The 17,083-nt window shown below is 49.3% G+C and carries 15 protein-coding genes; 9 read left to right on the forward strand and 6 right to left on the reverse strand.

Annotated features, from left to right (window positions below; translation table 11 throughout):
- Positions 1 to 42 precede the first annotated feature (42 nt).
- Positions 43 to 726 (reverse strand): cytochrome b/b6 domain-containing protein, encoded by a 684-nt coding sequence (locus tag AC566Q_RS08155; protein WP_499615588.1) that lies wholly within the window; start codon positions 724 to 726, stop codon positions 43 to 45.
- 219 nt (positions 727 to 945) lie between these two features.
- On the opposite strand from AC566Q_RS08155, the gene dapB reads away from it, so the two are divergent.
- The 9 genes from dapB to AC566Q_RS08200 all read left to right on the forward strand — a co-directional run bounded on the left by dapB (position 946) and on the right by AC566Q_RS08200 (position 11,745).
- The gene (gene dapB / locus AC566Q_RS08160; protein WP_499615591.1) at positions 946 to 1,749 is read left to right on the forward strand and encodes a 4-hydroxy-tetrahydrodipicolinate reductase; all 804 of its coding nucleotides are present in this window, start codon (positions 946 to 948) and stop codon (positions 1,747 to 1,749) included.
- Positions 1,750 to 2,057: 308 nt separating this feature from the next.
- Positions 2,058 to 3,188: a glutamine-hydrolyzing carbamoyl-phosphate synthase small subunit gene (carA, locus tag AC566Q_RS08165; RefSeq protein WP_499615594.1), complete on the forward strand. Its 1,131-nt coding sequence runs from the start codon at positions 2,058 to 2,060 to the stop codon at positions 3,186 to 3,188.
- Positions 3,189 to 3,200: 12 nt separating this feature from the next.
- Entirely contained in the window at positions 3,201 to 6,422 is a 3,222-nt protein-coding gene (gene carB, locus AC566Q_RS08170; protein WP_499615597.1) for a carbamoyl-phosphate synthase large subunit, read from the forward strand.
- A 148-nt stretch (positions 6,423 to 6,570) separates the two neighbouring features.
- Positions 6,571 to 7,047 carry a transcription elongation factor GreA gene (gene greA / locus AC566Q_RS08175; RefSeq protein WP_105934468.1) on the forward strand — a complete coding sequence of 159 codons (477 nt, stop codon included), beginning with the start codon at positions 6,571 to 6,573 and terminating at the stop codon, positions 7,045 to 7,047.
- A 74-nt stretch (positions 7,048 to 7,121) separates the two neighbouring features.
- Positions 7,122 to 7,676: an NUDIX domain-containing protein gene (locus tag AC566Q_RS08180; protein WP_105934469.1), complete on the forward strand. Its 555-nt coding sequence runs from the start codon at positions 7,122 to 7,124 to the stop codon at positions 7,674 to 7,676.
- Between the two features lie 2 nt (positions 7,677 to 7,678).
- Complete coding sequence (locus AC566Q_RS08185) at positions 7,679 to 8,149, forward strand: GNAT family N-acetyltransferase (protein WP_105934470.1); 471 nt, start codon at positions 7,679 to 7,681, stop codon at positions 8,147 to 8,149.
- Positions 8,150 to 8,541: 392 nt separating this feature from the next.
- Entirely contained in the window at positions 8,542 to 8,805 is a 264-nt protein-coding gene (locus AC566Q_RS08190) for an OadG family protein (RefSeq protein WP_105934471.1), read from the forward strand.
- A gap of 18 nt (positions 8,806 to 8,823) precedes the next feature.
- Positions 8,824 to 10,608 carry a sodium-extruding oxaloacetate decarboxylase subunit alpha gene (gene oadA, locus AC566Q_RS08195; RefSeq protein ID WP_105934472.1) on the forward strand — a complete coding sequence of 595 codons (1,785 nt, stop codon included), beginning with the start codon at positions 8,824 to 8,826 and terminating at the stop codon, positions 10,606 to 10,608.
- Positions 10,609 to 10,614: 6 nt separating this feature from the next.
- Positions 10,615 to 11,745 carry a sodium ion-translocating decarboxylase subunit beta gene (locus AC566Q_RS08200; RefSeq protein ID WP_105934473.1) on the forward strand — a complete coding sequence of 377 codons (1,131 nt, stop codon included), beginning with the start codon at positions 10,615 to 10,617 and terminating at the stop codon, positions 11,743 to 11,745.
- 4 nt (positions 11,746 to 11,749) lie between these two features.
- Here the strand turns inward: AC566Q_RS08200 and AC566Q_RS08205 are convergent, their stop codons facing one another.
- From AC566Q_RS08205 to AC566Q_RS08225, 5 genes are read right to left on the reverse strand one after another with little or no spacing between them, the layout of a single operon-like run.
- Positions 11,750 to 12,565, reverse strand: coding sequence for an ATP-binding cassette domain-containing protein (locus tag AC566Q_RS08205; protein ID WP_105934474.1), 816 nt, complete (start codon positions 12,563 to 12,565; stop codon positions 11,750 to 11,752).
- Positions 12,562 to 13,557 (reverse strand): oligopeptide/dipeptide ABC transporter ATP-binding protein, encoded by a 996-nt coding sequence (locus tag AC566Q_RS08210; RefSeq protein ID WP_123325785.1) that lies wholly within the window; start codon positions 13,555 to 13,557, stop codon positions 12,562 to 12,564. Before AC566Q_RS08210 ends, AC566Q_RS08205 begins: the two co-directional genes overlap by 4 nt.
- Positions 13,557 to 14,450, reverse strand: a complete 894-nt coding sequence (locus AC566Q_RS08215) for an ABC transporter permease subunit (RefSeq protein WP_499615604.1) — start codon at positions 14,448 to 14,450, stop codon at positions 13,557 to 13,559. The genes AC566Q_RS08210 and AC566Q_RS08215 overlap by 1 nt, the downstream gene beginning before the upstream one ends.
- Positions 14,437 to 15,468, reverse strand: coding sequence for an ABC transporter permease subunit (locus AC566Q_RS08220; protein WP_499615607.1), 1,032 nt, complete (start codon positions 15,466 to 15,468; stop codon positions 14,437 to 14,439). The genes AC566Q_RS08215 and AC566Q_RS08220 overlap by 14 nt, the downstream gene beginning before the upstream one ends.
- A complete protein-coding gene (locus tag AC566Q_RS08225; RefSeq protein WP_499615610.1) occupies positions 15,461 to 17,083 on the reverse strand; it encodes an ABC transporter substrate-binding protein in 1,623 nt (540 codons plus the stop codon). Before AC566Q_RS08225 ends, AC566Q_RS08220 begins: the two co-directional genes overlap by 8 nt.

The raw sequence follows: 17,083 nt of genomic DNA on the forward strand, positions 1-17,083 counted from the left end.
CTATATAAAAAGCCCGCATTATTTAGCGGGCTTAGAGTTGTATTAGTAATACATATCTGCATCCATAGCCGGGGCGGGTGGGGCAATTTCAATGGCGTAGTACATTGCTGCAATGACTATAGCGACCAGTATAAGTGCCAGTAATAACCGGGAAGAAGAAATTCCTGGTTCATTGGTGGGCTTTTTACCATGCAGCATCGCGGGCACCAGCATCTGCTTTTTAAATCTGGCATAAAATACTACTGCGATAATATGCAGCGCAATGGCCGCCAGCAGAATATTAAAGGCCGTATGGTGAATAGAATTCATGGTGTCGCGGGTGGCGTCGGACACGGCATCGTAATAAGGGCCGTTATTGATTATATCGTCGCCGATAAATAAGCCGCTGATGCCTTGTAGCGCCACTAACAACAGCAGGGCGATAACCATCCAGCCGCCCATAGGGTTGTGCCCGGCATGTTCTGGTGAATTTGGGTTAGTCACGGTTTTCGCATAGGAAAGCACTTTGCCGGGGCCAGCTAAAAACTGGCTGAAACGGGCGTAGGTAGTGCCTACAAATCCCCACAGTAAGCGGAACAAAATCAGGCCCAGTGTGAAATAGCCAATTTTAAAATGCCAGTCAATGGCGTCGAATACCTCAGCGGTCAGGTATTGTGCCACAATGCAGGCTACCAACAGCCAGTGGAAGAGGCGGGTCGGAAGATCCCAGATAAGACGTTTTTCCATTTCTATAAGTCCTGTAACAAACCTTTTGGTGTTATGTGTGATTTATTTTTTGCGGCGCAATGGGTTCTAATTGAACCCGGACAGGTAGCAAAGTTCAACCATTTGTGGGTTTTCATCTGCACGGCTATCAGGCACAATTCGCCCATCAACAGTCACATTGCCCGGAAAACTGTCCCTACAGTCAACCAAGGGCACCTTAAATAAGCAAGCAGGTTTTCGATGAAAGTAGGTCTTTTTGGCGCCAATGGTCGGATGGGACGGGTATTGATTGAAGCGCTCAATGAACATGATACCGCCTCATTAAGTGTTGCATCGGTTCGTGATGACTCTCCGTGGGTCGGTATGGACGTAGGTGAACTGGCCGGCATAGGCAAATTGGAAACTGTCTGTAGCGCTTTGTCTTTGATTGACCCGGCAGAAGTTGACGTGATGATTGACTTTACTCTGCCTGCCGCGTTCGATAGTAATCTTAAGTGGTGTGTGACCAATAACAAGCCTGTGGTCATTGGCACTACCGGATTGTCAGCCGCACAGCTGGATTTACTGGCAGATGCAGCAACCAAAATTCCGGTAGTATTTGCTGCAAATTACAGTGTTGGGGTGAATTTAATGTTATCCCTGGTAAAACAGGCGGCCCGCGCACTGGGTGCAACGGCGGATATCGAGATTTTAGAAGCCCACCACCGCTTTAAACAGGATGCGCCGTCGGGTACCGCCATGGCGATTGGTGAAGCAATTGCCGACGAACTGGGCCGCGACCTTTCAACCTGCGCAGTATATGGCCGCGAAGGGAAAACACCGCCGCGAAACCATAACACGATTGGCTTTGCCACTGTTCGCGCTGGTGACGTAGTGGGTGAGCATACGGCTTTATTTGCCGATATCGGAGAGCGCCTGGAGATTACCCATAAGGCTTCCAGTCGCTTAACTTTTGCCCGTGGTGCAGTGCAGGCTGCAATGTGGCTGTCACAGCAGGATGCCGGCCAGTACGGCATGAATGACGTATTGTCTTTAAATCAATAATAAATAGAAAACGGCAGAAAATGGCCCAATGAATTGCTTTTTTGGCATGTTTGCGTGAATTTATAGCTTAATGGGTTATTTTAATAATTTTTCCAGATCGGAATAGACCTTTAAAGTCTCTTAAGCTATAATCCACGGAATTTGCCAAAAATTAGTGTTTAAACCGCTACCGCATTAGCTTCGGCGGCAGTTTGAGCGCATATTCATTAGCTGCAAATTCTAGTAAACGGGATGTAAATTTAATATTACCTCCCGTTTTTTGTGAGTGTTATTTAAAACTCTCGGTTATCCTTAATTTGGAGGTTGACTTGGCTAATTCCGCCCTTCTGGTCTTAGAAGATGGTTCTGTGTTTAAGGGTACTGCTATTGGTGCTCAAGGTATGTCAGTTGGTGAAGTGGTATTTAATACATCAATGACCGGCTACCAGGAAATCCTGACCGACCCTTCTTACGCTGAACAAATTGTTACTCTTACTTATCCCCATATCGGCAATACCGGTACCAACCAGGAAGATGTTGAATCAAACAAAATCTGGTCAAAAGGTCTGGTTATAAGAGATCTTCCTCTCGTTGCCAGCAACTATCGAAACGAACAAACGCTGTCTGATTATCTTAAAGCCAACAATGTTGTAGGCATTGCAGATATCGACACCCGTCGTTTAACGCGCATTCTGCGCGATAAAGGCGCGCAAAACGGCTGCATCATCTGCACCGACGCGCTGGATGAAGCGGCGGCGCTGGAAAACGCCAAAGCGTTCCCCGGCCTCAAAGGCATGGATTTAGCCAAAGTGGTTTCAACCACACAAATCACCGAATGGACCAGCGGTGTATGGGAGCTTGAAGGCGGCTATAAAGACGGTGCGGACTACAAATACCATGTGGTGGCCTACGACTACGGTGCAAAACACAACATCCTGCGTATGTTGGTGGACCGCGGCTGTAAGTTAACGCTGGTGCCGGCACAAACCTCTGCCGAAGACGTCCTGGCGATGAATCCGGACGGTGTGTTCCTGTCTAACGGCCCGGGCGACCCTGAGCCATGTGACTACGCTATTGAAGCGATCAAAACCATCGTCGACACCGGTTTACCGGTATTCGGTATTTGTTTAGGCCACCAGTTACTGGCTCTGGCCAGCGGTGCTAAAACGGTCAAGATGAAGTTTGGTCACCACGGTGCCAACCACCCGGTGAAAGACCTGGAACGTGATGTGGTGATGATCACCAGTCAAAACCACGGTTTTGCGGTTGATGAAGCAAATCTGCCAGACAATCTTAAAGTGACGCACGTATCGTTGTTTGATAAATCGCTGCAGGGTATTCATCGTACCGACAAGCCGGCGTTCAGCTTCCAGGGTCACCCTGAAGCAAGCCCTGGTCCGCACGATGCAGCTGCATTATTTGATCACTTTATCGACTTAATCGAACAGTCAAAGCAGTAGGAACTTGCCCCAATGCCAAAACGTACCGACCTTAAAAGTATCCTAATCCTTGGCGCCGGGCCTATCGTTATCGGTCAGGCCTGTGAATTTGACTATTCAGGTGCCCAGGCGTGTAAAGCCCTTCGTGAAGAAGGCTACCGCGTAATTCTGGTTAACTCTAACCCTGCCACCATCATGACCGACCCGGAAATGGCCGATGCTACCTACATTGAGCCGATTCACTGGGAAGTAGTGCGCAAAATTATCGAGAAAGAACGTCCTGATGCGATCCTTCCTACCATGGGGGGCCAAACAGCCCTTAACTGTGCGCTGGATCTGAACCGCGAAGGCGTACTGGACGAATTTAATGTAGAACTGATTGGCGCCACGGCTGATGCTATCGACAAAGCGGAAGACCGTGAACGTTTCGATAAAGCCATGAAGTCTATTGGCCTTGAGTGTCCGCGTGCAGAAATCGCCCACTCCATGGAACAGGCTCACGATGTGTTAAGCCGTATCGGCTTCCCGTGTATCATCCGTCCGTCATTTACCATGGGTGGTTCAGGCGGTGGCATCGCGTACAACATCGATGAGTTTAATGAAATCTGTACCCGCGGTCTGGATTTATCGCCTACCAATGAATTGTTGATCGATGAATCACTGATTGGCTGGAAAGAGTACGAGATGGAAGTGGTCCGCGATAAAGCCGACAACTGTATCATCGTTTGTACTATTGAAAACTTCGACCCGATGGGTGTGCATACCGGTGACTCGATTACCGTAGCACCTGCTCAAACCCTGACCGACAAAGAATTCCAGATTATGCGTAATGCAGCCATGGCTGTACTGCGTGAAATTGGCGTGGAAACCGGTGGCTCAAACGTACAGTTTGGTGTGGATCCGAAAACCGGCCGTCTGGTAATTATTGAGATGAATCCAAGGGTATCCCGTTCTTCTGCGCTGGCCTCTAAAGCAACCGGTTTCCCGATTGCTAAAGTAGCCGCCAAGCTGGCCGTAGGTTACACCCTGGACGAACTGGCAAACGATATTACCGGCGGTTTAACGCCTGCATCGTTTGAGCCGGCGATTGATTACGTAGTGACTAAGATCCCGCGCTTTAACTTTGAGAAGTTTGCGGGGTCTAATGACCGTCTGACTACTCAGATGAAGTCTGTTGGTGAGGTGATGGCGATTGGCCGTAACCAGCAGGAATCGCTGCAAAAAGCGCTGCGTGGCCTGGAAGTGGGCGCGACTGGTCTAGATCCAATGCTAGACCTCGACGATCCGGAAGCACAGAACAAGCTGGTTTACGAACTGCGTCAACCGGGTGCCGAGCGTATCTGGTACATCGGTGATGCCTTCCGTTCCGGTATGAGCGTGGAAGAAGTCTTCAAATTGACTAATATCGACCGCTGGTTCCTGGTGCAATTAGAAGAACTGGTGCAGCTTGAACAGAAAGTGGCTGAGCTGGGTGTGGCCAACATCGATGACAATCTGATGAACACTCTTAAGCGCAAAGGTTTTTCTGATGCCCGTCTGGCAGACCTTACGGCTGTAGCTGAAAGCGATGTTCGCGACCTGCGTTTAGGCATGGGCATTAAGCCGGTGTACAAGCGCGTAGATACTTGTGCCGCTGAATTTGCTACCAGCACAGCGTACATGTACTCAACTTATGATGAGGAGTGTGAAGCCGCGCCTTCTGACAAAGATAAAATCATGGTGTTGGGCGGTGGTCCAAACCGTATCGGCCAGGGCATCGAGTTCGATTACTGCTGTGTGCATGCGGCGCTGTCGATGCGTGAAGACGGCTATGAAACCATTATGGTTAACTGTAACCCGGAAACCGTGTCTACCGACTACGACACCTCAGATCGCCTGTACTTCGAACCGGTAACGCTGGAAGATGTGCTGGAAATCGTTGCCGTTGAACAGCCTAAAGGCGTTATCGTGCAGTATGGCGGTCAGACGCCACTTAAACTGGCCCGTGCCCTGGAAGCTAACGGTGTACCCATTATCGGTACGTCACCAGAAGCCATCGACCGCGCTGAAGACCGTGAGCGTTTCCAGCAAATGGTTAACAAACTGGCGCTGAAACAGCCGGCTAACGCAACCGTTAGCAACATGGAACAGGCGCTTGAGAAAGGCAAGGAAATTGGCTTCCCGCTGGTGGTTCGCCCTTCTTACGTATTAGGTGGTCGTGCGATGGAAATCGTCTACGACTTAAAAGACTTGAAACGTTACCTGAACGAGGCGGTGAAAGTGTCGAACGACTCACCGGTACTGCTGGACCGCTTCCTTGACGATGCTATCGAAGTAGACATCGATGCCGTGTGTGACGGTACCGATGTAGTAATTGGCGGTATCATGGAGCACATCGAACAAGCCGGTGTTCACTCTGGTGACTCAGCCTGTTCGCTGCCTCCGCACTCACTGCCAAAAGACATTCAGGACGTGATGCGCGAGCAGGTTAAAGCAATGGCTCTTGAGCTTGGCGTGGTTGGCCTGATGAATACCCAGTTTGCTATTAAAGAAGGCGAAGTCTACCTGATTGAGGTAAACCCCCGTGCCGCGCGTACCATTCCGTTTGTATCAAAAGCCACAGGCGTTCCGCTGGCCAAGATAGCAGCGCGGGTAATGGCGGGTAAATCACTCAAAGAACAGGGCTTTACTGAAGAAGTTATCCCACCGTTCTACTCTGTGAAAGAAGTGGTACTGCCATTTGCTAAGTTCCAGGGTGTCGATCCGCTGTTAGGCCCTGAAATGCGCTCAACCGGTGAGGTGATGGGCGTGGGTGATACCTTTGAGGAAGCCTATGCTAAGGCAAACCTTGGTGCCGGTGCTCCGCTGCCTGCTTCAGGTAAAGCGTTGTTATCTGTACGTCAAACTGATAAGCCTAAACTGGCAGAACTGTCTAAAGCGTTAATTGCCAAAGGCTTTACCATTGAGTGTACCAGCGGTACTGCAGAGTCTTTGCGTGCTCAGGGTATTGAGGTGTCAGTGGTGAATAAGCTTTCTGAAGGTCGTCCGAATATTGTGGATGCGATTAAGAATGGTGAATATTCTTACATTGTAAACACAACGGAAGGGCGTCAGGCGATTACCGATTCGGTCTACATTCGCCGTGAAGCGTTGCTAAATAAGGTGACCTACACCACGACTATGAATGCTGCGTTTGCCACTGTTCAGGCAAAATCGGCTGACGATCGCGGTAAAGTCACCTCGGTGCAGGAGTTGCACGCCAGAATAAACGGATAATGACAAAAAGCAGGATTCTGTGTATTCTTCTTTAACGCATTAATTCGTTATTAACTATTGAAAAAAAAGGGGTCAGAGTACATTAATGCTATTCATTAATGTACTCTGACCCCTTTTTATTAATTTACAGGTAAGTGAGAATAACAACATGACTCAATATCCTATGACTGCACGTGGTGCTGAGATGCTTCGCGAGGAGTTGAATCAACTTAAATCGGTCGAGCGTCCTAAAATTATCGCCTCCATTGCGGAAGCCCGTGAACATGGCGACTTAAAAGAGAATGCCGAATACCACGCCGCTCGTGAACAGCAAAGCTTCTGTGAAGGCCGCATTCAGGACATCGAAGGTAAACTGTCTAATGCACAAATCATTGATGTCACCAAAATGCCTAACAACGGCAAGGTTATTTTTGGTGCTACGGTGACCATTCTTAACGTTGATAACGATAAAGAAACCACTTATCGCATTGTGGGTGACGATGAAGCCGACATTAAACAAAACCTGATTTCTGTTAACTCGCCCATCGCCCGCGGCCTGATTGGTAAAGAGCTCGACGATATGGTTAACATTCAAACGCCGGCTGGCACCGTTGAATACGAAATCATAGAAGTCGAATATATTTAAACATTTATAAGAGCTGCTTTCGCAGCTCTTATTTTTTGCCCCTTTGATTTACGCCCTGTATTAAACGGATTTATATGAAAGACACCAACACCGACGAAATTCAAACCCTCGGCTCCAAAGTGGTTTATCAGAATCGCTGGATGACCGTGCGTGAAGATACTATTGGCCGTGATGACGGTTACCGGGGGATTTATGGGGTTGTTGATAAGCCTGACTTTGTCGTGGTGATCGCCATTGATGGCGACGATGTTTACCTTGTCGAACAATATCGTTATCCGGTAAAAGGCCGTCATCTTGAATTTCCACAAGGGGCTAAAGAGGGCGCAGAAACCTTTGACGCACTGAGCGTTGCTAAGGCCGAATTAAGAGAAGAATGCGGTTTGCTGGCAGCCGACTGGCAATACGTTGGCGAACAGTTCCTGGCCTATGGTATGTGTTCCCAGCGTTATCATATTTTTGTGGCGAAAAATCTTACCAAAACGGCTCAGGAACTCGAAGAAGAAGAGCAGGGACTTACCGTGCATAAGTTGCCGCTGGCAGAAGTTAAAGCTCGCATCATTAACGGTGAAATGATGGATTCAACCACCTGTAATGCGTTTGGACTGGCAACGCTTAAAGGCTATCTTTAATCATGCCAGCCGAGTCGCTGCAAATCAGGGTAGATGATTTATCCGGTGGTGATGTGATTGCGTTGCTCGAGGAACATCTGGCTGATATGTATGCCACATCGCCACCTGAGTGCGTGCATGCTCTCGACGTTGATAAACTTAAAGCGCCGGACATTACCTTTTTTGCGGCCCGTTGTGGGCATAAACTGCTGGGCTGCATCGCACTAAAACATCTTAACGCCGCTCAGGCCGAAATAAAATCCATGCGAACACCAGCCAGTGCACGGCGTACCGGTACTGGCAAAAGATTGCTTGAGCATGTTATTGATTATGCAGCGAATACTGGTTATCAAAGCTTGTGGCTGGAAACTGGCAGCATGGACTTTTTTGCCCCGGCCAGGCAGTTATATCAGCGCTATGGATTTCAATTTTGTGGGCCATTTGCTGACTATCAGGCCGATCCTAACAGTTGTTTTATGTGTAAAACTTTATAATCGCCTGCCGCTATAGATTTAACCGGACGGCCTCACAGAGCCCTTAAACTCTTTTTCCATTAATTCAGATCAAGCATTGCTGAACTTTACCTTGTGTTCGTCAATGCCCTCCAGCACACTCATTTACAGGCGATATATTAATCACTTATACGAGCTATAAACACAGTTTATGGGTAATGAGGTGATAATAGAATGTTAATTTAATGTGATATAAGCATTCATGAGATTTATAGGTTACATAAATAAAGCTTAATTTTATGCAAAAAATAGAATATATATTGATATTTAGTCGTAAAAATTGATTTTTTTTTCAATTTAAACAGTTGTTTATATTGTCTTTTAGCAACTGCCGTGATACTAATCTGTTTCCAAAATAATGCCCGGGAAAAGCAATGACTACACCGATTTCAGAATTACTAATGGAAGCTGGCAATTTACTGCTGGTGGGAATGGGCTTTGTTTTTGTGTTTCTGACAATCCTTATTTTCGCGGTAAACGCGCTCAAGGCTTTTTGTGAGCGTTTCCCTGGTCAGGAGCCGCAGTCGCCGGTAAGAGCGTCGGGCACGAAAGCCACTTCAACAGCCGCCGCCGATAACAATGTTATCGCTGCCATTTCTGCTGCTGTGCACGCGCACAGAAACGCAAAGAATAAATAACACACTTTAGGAGAACACATGTCTAAGCCACTGGCGATTACCGAACTGGTGCTTCGGGATGCGCACCAATCATTGCTAGCAACCAGAATGCGTCTGGACGATATGCTACCCATCGCTGAAAAGCTTGATAACGCGGGTTATTGGTCGATTGAGTCCTGGGGTGGTGCCACCTTCGATTCGTGTATTCGTTATCTGGGTGAAGATCCCTGGGAACGTATCCGTGAGCTGAAAAAAGCCATGCCAAAGACCCCGCAGCAAATGTTACTGCGCGGTCAGAACCTGCTCGGTTATCGCCATTATGCCGATGACGTGGTTACCCGCTTTGTTGAGCGTGCGCACGACAACGGTGTAGACGTATTCCGTATTTTCGATGCCATGAATGATGTACGTAACCTTGAAACGGCCATCAAAGCCGCAGTAAATTGCGGTGCGCATGCTCAGGGTACTATCTCTTACACCGTGAGCCCTGTACATAACCTCGAGTTGTGGCTGGACATGGCGAAAAAGCTCGAAGATATGGGTGTTCACTCTATTTGTATTAAAGATATGGCCGGTCTGCTCAAGCCTTATGAGTGTGAAACACTGATTACCGAACTGAAGAAAACCGTAGATGTGCCGATTGCCATGCAGTGTCACGCCACTACCGGCCTGAGCACCGCCACTTACCAAAAAGCCATAGACGCTGGTATCGACATTCTGGATACCGCAATCTCGTCAATGAGTATGACGTATGGTCACTCTGCCACCGAAACCATTGTGTCGATTCTGGAAAGTACCGAGCGCGATACCGGCCTCGACTTACCGGAGCTGGCCGAAATTGCCGCATATTTCCGTGATGTGCGTAAGAAGTATGCTAAGTTTGAAGGCAGCCTGAAAGGCGTTGATGCACGTATTCTGCTGGCTCAGGTGCCTGGTGGTATGCTTACCAACATGGAAAGCCAGCTCAAAGAGCAGGGCGCAGCCGATAAATTTGATGAAGTACTGCAGGAAATCCCGCGCGTTCGTGAAGATCTTGGCTTTATTCCTCTGGTTACACCCACCTCGCAAATCGTTGGCACTCAGGCGGTACTCAACGTACTGACCGGCGAACGTTATAAGAGTATCTCTAAAGAAACTGCTGGCGTCCTGAAAGGCGAATACGGCGCTACTGCTGCACCGGTTAACAGTGAACTGCAAGCACGCGTGCTGGATGGCGGCGAAGCAATCACCTGTCGTCCTGCCGATCTGATTGAAGCTGAACTGGAAAAACTTGAAACTGAACTCGATAGTCTGGCTAAAGAAAAATCCATCTCTCTGGCTAAAGACAAAATCGACGACGTGCTGACCTATGCGCTGTTCCCGCAAATTGGCCTTAAGTTCCTTGAAAACCGCAATAATCCGGAGGCTTTTGAACCGGTACCGACTGGTGAAGAAGCCGCATCTGCTGCACCGGCAGTCAGTGCTCCTGCCCCAGCATCAGAAGCGGCGGTTTATGATGTACGTGTTGATGGCAAGTTGTATAGCGTGGAAGTGGGCGCACAAGGCGAGTTAGGCGCTATTACTCCGGCGCCCTCTGCGCCGGCTCAGGCTCAGGCCGCGCCTGCACCATCCGGTCAGACCATTAATGCTCCACTGGCAGGCAACGTCTTTAAGATCCTGGTATCGCCGGGCGACCAGGTGGCCAATGGTGACGTGGTGATCATTCTTGAAGCTATGAAAATGGAAACAGAGATCCGCAGTGCCTTTGACGGCACCGTGTCTTCAATTCAGGTAAAAGATGGTGACAGCGTTTCCAGCGGTCAACCTCTCATCAGTTTAGGTTAACCGGCCATGGAACAATTAGCCATATTATGGGACAGCACCGCGCTAGCCCATTTTCAATCCGGCCAGTTAATTATGATGGCAGTAGGCGGACTACTGCTGTATCTGGCCATTGTTAAAAAGTTTGAGCCACTGCTGTTATTTCCGATTGGTTTTGGTGCCTTACTGACCAACATTCCTCTGGCCGGTTTTACCGAACCTGGCGGCATGTTGTATTACATCTACGAAGTGGGGATCCACTCCGGCGTTTTCCCTCTGCTCATTTTTATGGGCGTGGGGGCAATGACGGATTTTGGCGCGTTAATCGCCAACCCGCGAATGTTGTTACTCGGCGCGGCTGCTCAGTTTGGTATTTTTGCTACGCTGTTCGGTGCGATTGCGCTTAACTTTATTCCGGGCTTTGATTTTACCCTTAAAGATGCCTCTGCAATTGCCATCATCGGTGGTGCCGATGGCCCTACGGCTATCTTCCTGGCTTCGCGACTGGCGCCTGACTTACTCGGTGCTATAGCGGTTGCTGCCTATTCTTATATGGCACTGGTACCTATTATTCAGCCGCCTATTATGAAGGCACTTACCACACCGGAAGAACGCAAGATTGAGATGGCCCAGTTACGTCACGTTTCTGCCAAGGAGAAGGTGTTATTCCCACTGGCAGTGCTGTTCCTGACCATTTTGTTTTTGCCTTCAGCAACGCCGCTGGTGGGGATGTTCTGCTTTGGTAACCTGATGAAAGAATGTGGTGTGGTAGACCGCTTAAGCAAAACTGCGCAAAACGAGTTGATTAACATTGTGACTATCTTCCTGGGGTTAGCCGTTGGTTCTAAGCTGTCAGCGGATAAATTCCTGACGGTTGAAACGCTGGGTATTCTGGGGCTGGGCGCCATTGCCTTTGCGATCGGTACTGCAACAGGTGTGATCATGGCCAAAATCATGAGTAAGGCCAGTGGCGGTACTATTAACCCGCTAATTGGTGCCGCCGGGGTATCAGCTGTGCCTATGGCTGCCCGGGTTGTTAACAAGGTTGGTCTGGAAGCTAACCCGCACAACTTCCTGTTAATGCATGCTATGGGGCCAAACGTTGCCGGTGTGCTCGGGTCTGCTGTGGCCGCAGGTGTGCTGTTAGCTTTGGTGGGCTAATTTATTAATCGGCTTCCCGCATGGTTTGTTGCGGGATCAACGACTGATAAGACATCACCAGTTTCTTGGTCATTTCCTGCTGAGGCCATCGAAAGATGGTCTCGGTTTTACCACTCTCAATAATCTGCCCCTTATCCATCACAATCACCCGGTCGGCGATGTGCCGGACAATCCCCAGGTTGTGCGAAATAAAGATAAACGCCAGCCCCATCTCTTTTTGCAACTGCAGGATCAGGTTGACCGTCTGGGAGCGGATGGTGGGATCCAACGCGGCAAACGGTTCATCGGCAATCAGTACCTTGGGGTCGGGTAATATGGCTCTCGCCAGTGAAACACGCTGTTGCTGGCCGTCAGAAAGCATATGACGGTAAAAATAAATATGTTCCCGTAACAACCCTACTTTAACCAATGTATCGCCTATGAGGGCTTTACGCTCGTCCTCGGCCATGGAGGAATTTAAGCGCAGGGGTTCATCGAGGATTTGACCCACCGTAATCCCCGGATTAATCGACTCACTGTTATGCTGAAAAATCATGCGGATGCCGGTTATGTCGGCTTTTTTACGCGCCACCCGGTGTTTTACCGACCAGTATCTTTCTTCCTGCAACTGAATATGGCCTTCATCGGGTTCCACTGCACCGGCCAGCATTTTTGCCAGTAACGATTTACCCGAACGGTTCTGACCAATAATGGCAATGGTTTCGCCTTTGGTCACCTGCATATCAATCGGGCCGAGAGAAAACACCTCCGGCTTTTTCAGCCAGCGCTTTTTACTGCTGTGGCGAAAGGTTAAGCCGCTGACATTGAGAATTTGCGTCATACTTTCTCCCGATGTAGTGGGAAATGGCAGCTATAGCTATGGTCATGAATTTTACGCACCGCCGGTACATTTACGCAGGCGCGCTGGGCGCGCGGGCAACGAGGCCCCAAACGGCAGCCGATAGGCAGATGCTGCAGAGTAGGGATGGTACCGGCCAGGGTGGGTAACTGTGACTTGGGCGGTAAATCCTTACTGAAACTAGGCGCGCTGTCCATTAACGCCTTGGTATAAGGATGCAGTGGCCGTTTACGGATATGCTTCATTTTGCCGGACTCAACGGTCTGACCGCAATAAAGCACCGTCATGGTATGCGACATACTGGCAATGGCCAGCAAATCGTGACTGACAAACAAAATTCCTAATGAGCGGGTCTGATTCAGACGCGACAATAATTTTAGTACCTGTACTTTAGTGGTGGTTTCCATGCCCCGGGTCGGGTCATCGGCAATCAGCATCTTCGGCTGACTGATAAGTGCCATGGCCAGCATCAGTTTCTGACCGATATCAGTAGGGATTTGATGAGGGTAAGCGCGCAGATAGTGTTCGTGGTCTTTTATGCCCACTTTGTGCACGGTGTTAATAACCACTTTGCGTCGCGATTGTGCCCGTTGCCAGAACCAGCTACCTTCAATAAGTTGATCTGGCAGGGATTCTTCCAGTTGTTCACCAAGGGTAACCGACGGATCCAGCGAGGCAATGGAATGTTGAAACACCACGCCGATATCCTTACGCAGGATTTGCCGGCGCTTTTGCTCAGACATCGACAGCAGGTTATTACCATTCCAGCTCATGCGATCGGCGGTGATATTCCAGTTCGGTGGCGTTGCCCCGGATATCGCCTGTACAATCAGACTTTTACCTGAGCCAGACTCGCCCACTAACGCGCGAATTTCACCCGAGTTAACGGTCAGGTTAATCTTATCGAGAGCTTTAATCACCTGGGTACCTGTATCGATTTCCAGGGTCAGGTTTTTAATATCCAGTAAAGGCATTAGCGATTCACCCGTTTGCGTAGCGCAGAACGCAGTCCGTCACCTACTATAGTAATTGACAATACCATCAGAAAAATCGACACACCAGGAATGGCAATATTCCAGGGGGCCAGGTAACCGGCGTCCAGGCCTGTGGCCAGAATAGCTCCCAGCTCTGGCAGTGGTGCTTGTGCACCAAGGTTTAAAAAGCCCAGTGCGCTGATATCGATTACCGCAATAGACAGGGCCAGAGTGCCCTGTACCACCAGCATTTCAATCATATTGGGTAAGATGGAGTGGTAAAAGAGCTGCAGATTGCTGGCGCCATCAAGCGTAGACGACTGGATATAGTCTTTTTTCATTTCGCCGCGCACAAACGAGCGGGTATGGTGCACAAACTGCGGAATTAGCGCCAGCGTAATAGCCCACATACTGTTAACCAGACCACTGCCCAGAATGCCAACAATAATAATAGCAATCAGCAGGGTGGGAATGGCCATCAGCGCATCCAGCAGGTGGTTAACCACGCTGGAGCGAACTCCGCTTAGCATGCCGGCGATAGTGCCAATGGTGACGCCAACCAGCATGGCAATAATAACTACCAGCAAACTGGTACCGAAAGTAACCCGACAGCCATACATAATGCGTGAGAATAAGTCCCGGCCCAGCGCGTCGGTACCAAACAGATGAGCAATTGAGCCGTTAGGTGCCCAGCTAGGTGGGATCAGTAACGCTTCAGTATTCTGGTAAGTCGGGTTGTATGGCGCAACCAGCGGGGCAAAAAAGGCGAAAAATACAAATAACAACAAGACGGCCAGCCCGACCAATGCAATATGACTGGATTTAAACGCCCGCCAGGTGTGTTGCCACGGCGACGGATGGGCTTCATCATCGTAGAGGCTAAATCGTGACACTTTCGTATTTTTCCCTGCTTGGATCGATTAAACGGTTAAATAAATCAATGGCAATGGTGATCATCACCACCAGCGTTGAAACGGCTAGCATGCCCATACGCAATGCAGAATAATCTCGTTGATAAATGGCCTGAATCAGCCAGTTGCCAATGCCTGGCCAGGAAAACAAGGTTTCCACAATCATTGCATTGGTGATTAGGGTGGTGATCTGCATAGCCATCAGCGGCAGAATGGGCAACAGGGCATTACGCAGTACATGACGGAAAAATATCTGCTTGCTGGATAAACCTTTAGAGCGTGCAGCAATAATAAAGGGCTTGTTCAAAACGTCGATTATAGAACGCCGGGTAATTCTGATCATCGAAGCGGTAGAAATAAACGCGATGGATAAAACCGGCAGGATCAGATGCAACAAGGCATCGCTGAAAGCTGCTGCTTTATCGACATTGTCGGCCAGTAAAATATCAATCATCAGGAAGCCGGTTTGCGGCGGAATATCAAATAGCAAGTTGATGCGCCCGGACAGCGGTAACCATCCGAATTGCAGGCTAAAGGTGAGTATAAACAGCACTGCAAGCCAGAATACCGGCACTGAGTATGCCGTTACACTAATAGAGTTAATGGTAAAATCAGTGGCGCTGTAGGCACGCAAACCGCTGTAGCAACCCAGTGGTATGCCCACCACAATAACAATAAACATGGCACAGGCACTGAGCTCGATGGTGGCGGGTAAGGCCAGCATAATTTCTTCTGACAGAGGCTGCCCGGAAATCAGACTGACCCCCCAGTTACCGGCAAACAACTCGCTGAGATAGTCGGCGAACTGCACAATAATGCTGTTATTCAGATGATACTGATTCATCAGCGCTTCGTGCTGTATCAGGTTTTGTGGCGTGATACCGGTTAAGGTAGTCACCGGCTCTGCCGGGAACAAATAGATCAGTGAAAACGACAGGGCACTCAGTGACAGTAAAGTCAGACTGAATAAAATAGAGTAGCGAAACAGGATCCTAATCACGTTGTTTGGTTACTCCGCCCAGTCTGACTCCGCCGTAAGGATTGATAACCATGCCATTCAGCTCTTCCCGATAAGCCTGATACCGCAAAGCATGGGCGATTGGCACCATTGGCAGTTTATCAAACAGCAGTTCGTTGGCCTGAAAATATAATGCTTTGCGGATATCTACGTCTTCGGTCTGTAATGCCCGGTCGAGGATCTCATCATAGGCCGGATTACACCAGCGTGCGCGATTGGTTCCCGAGGGAATGGCATCACAACTTAATAATGGCCGGTAAAAATTATCCGGATCGCCGTTATCTGCCGACCAGCCAATCAATACCGAGTCGTGATTGCCCTGACGCAGTTGGCGGCGGAAGGTAGACCAGTCGTAACTGACAATATTCACCTCCACCTCAATATCGGCCAGGTAACGCTGAATCAGCTCTGCCATCTTCTGCGCATTGGGATTATAGGCCCGCTCCACGGGAATTGCCCAGACAGACATGGTGAAGCCGGGCTCTATGCCAGCTTCATCCAGCAGTTGCCGGGCCAGTACCGGGTTATAGCCGGTATCCTGGGCATCGGCCTGGTAAGCCCAGCTGGCAGCTGGTAATAGCGATTTAGCCCGGGTTGCACTGTCAAAATAGACCGCTTCAATCAGGGTGTTTTTATCGATCGCGTAGGCGAGGGCTTTACGGACAGAAGGGTTATCAAACGGCGGACGCTCGGTATTGAAAGCCCAAAAACCAATGTTCAGGCCAGGTTTTTCGGCCAGCACCAAATCTTCCCTCTCACGGATGATTTGGTGATCAACCCGGGCCGGAAAGGCCACCGCGTCGCATTCGCCGGTCATTAGTTTTGCCAGGCGCAATGAACTCTTGGGAGTAATATCAAATATCAGCGCCTTGCTAGCTGGCGTGCCTTGCCAGTAATTATTATTTACATCATATCGAATATAGTGGTTTTTCTGATAATCGGCATACTGATACGGGCCGGTGCCAATGGGGAGTCGGTCGATTTTTTCCGGGATGCCCTGGGACATCAGCACATCGGCATATTCGGCAGACAGGATCACTGAGAAATCACTGGCAATGTTAGCCAGGAATGAACTGTCCCGTTGTTTTAGGCTAATTTCCACTTCGTAGGGAGAGATGGCTTTAATATCGGCAATATTGTCGGCCAGTCCCAGTGATTCAAAGTAGGGGTAGTAGCCGCCTGAGACATTATGAAAGCTGTGCTCGGGTAACCGCCAGCGATTAAACGAAAACAGCACATCACTGGCATCGAAAGGGCGATTTGGCGTGAAGTAATCGGTGGTGTGGAATTTAACATCCCGGCGCAGTGAAAAACGGTATAGCAGCCCGTCATCGCTAACCGACCAGCTGGAAGCCAGCGACGGGCGAATGCGACCGCTCTCGGTATCAAATTCAAGTAATCGGTCGTAAATCTGATGGGCGGTGGCATCGGCAGTAGTGGTTGAGGTATCGAGCTGCGGATTCATCGAAATAGGATCGCTTTCGGAGCAATACACCAGGCCATTAGTATAGTTAGCACTGTATTTTTGCGGCGAGCAGCCACCCAGTAATGTTAGCAAAGCTGTTGAAATCACCGGCCAGACCAACCACTTGTGCAT

This window comes from Alteromonas sp. H02 (genome assembly GCF_059682525.1).

Bases quoted from the DNA above. Each gene is read 5' to 3' on its own strand.
- AC566Q_RS08155 (WP_499615588.1), bottom strand. From the start codon at position 726: ATGGAAAAACGTCTTATCTGGGATCTTCCGACCCGCCTCTTCCACTGG.
- dapB (WP_499615591.1), top strand. From the start codon at position 946: ATGAAAGTAGGTCTTTTTGGCGCCAATGGTCGGATGGGACGGGTATTG.
- carB (WP_499615597.1), top strand. From the start codon at position 3,201: ATGCCAAAACGTACCGACCTTAAAAGTATCCTAATCCTTGGCGCCGGG.
- greA (WP_105934468.1), top strand. From the start codon at position 6,571: ATGACTCAATATCCTATGACTGCACGTGGTGCTGAGATGCTTCGCGAG.
- AC566Q_RS08180 (WP_105934469.1), top strand. From the start codon at position 7,122: ATGAAAGACACCAACACCGACGAAATTCAAACCCTCGGCTCCAAAGTG.
- AC566Q_RS08185 (WP_105934470.1), top strand. From the start codon at position 7,679: ATGCCAGCCGAGTCGCTGCAAATCAGGGTAGATGATTTATCCGGTGGT.
- AC566Q_RS08190 (WP_105934471.1), top strand. From the start codon at position 8,542: ATGACTACACCGATTTCAGAATTACTAATGGAAGCTGGCAATTTACTG.
- oadA (WP_105934472.1), top strand. From the start codon at position 8,824: ATGTCTAAGCCACTGGCGATTACCGAACTGGTGCTTCGGGATGCGCAC.
- AC566Q_RS08200 (WP_105934473.1), top strand. From the start codon at position 10,615: ATGGAACAATTAGCCATATTATGGGACAGCACCGCGCTAGCCCATTTT.
- AC566Q_RS08205 (WP_105934474.1), bottom strand. From the start codon at position 12,565: ATGACGCAAATTCTCAATGTCAGCGGCTTAACCTTTCGCCACAGCAGT.
- AC566Q_RS08210 (WP_123325785.1), bottom strand. From the start codon at position 13,557: ATGCCTTTACTGGATATTAAAAACCTGACCCTGGAAATCGATACAGGT.
- AC566Q_RS08225 (WP_499615610.1), bottom strand. From the start codon at position 17,083: ATGCACAAGTGGTTGGTCTGGCCGGTGATTTCAACAGCTTTGCTAACA.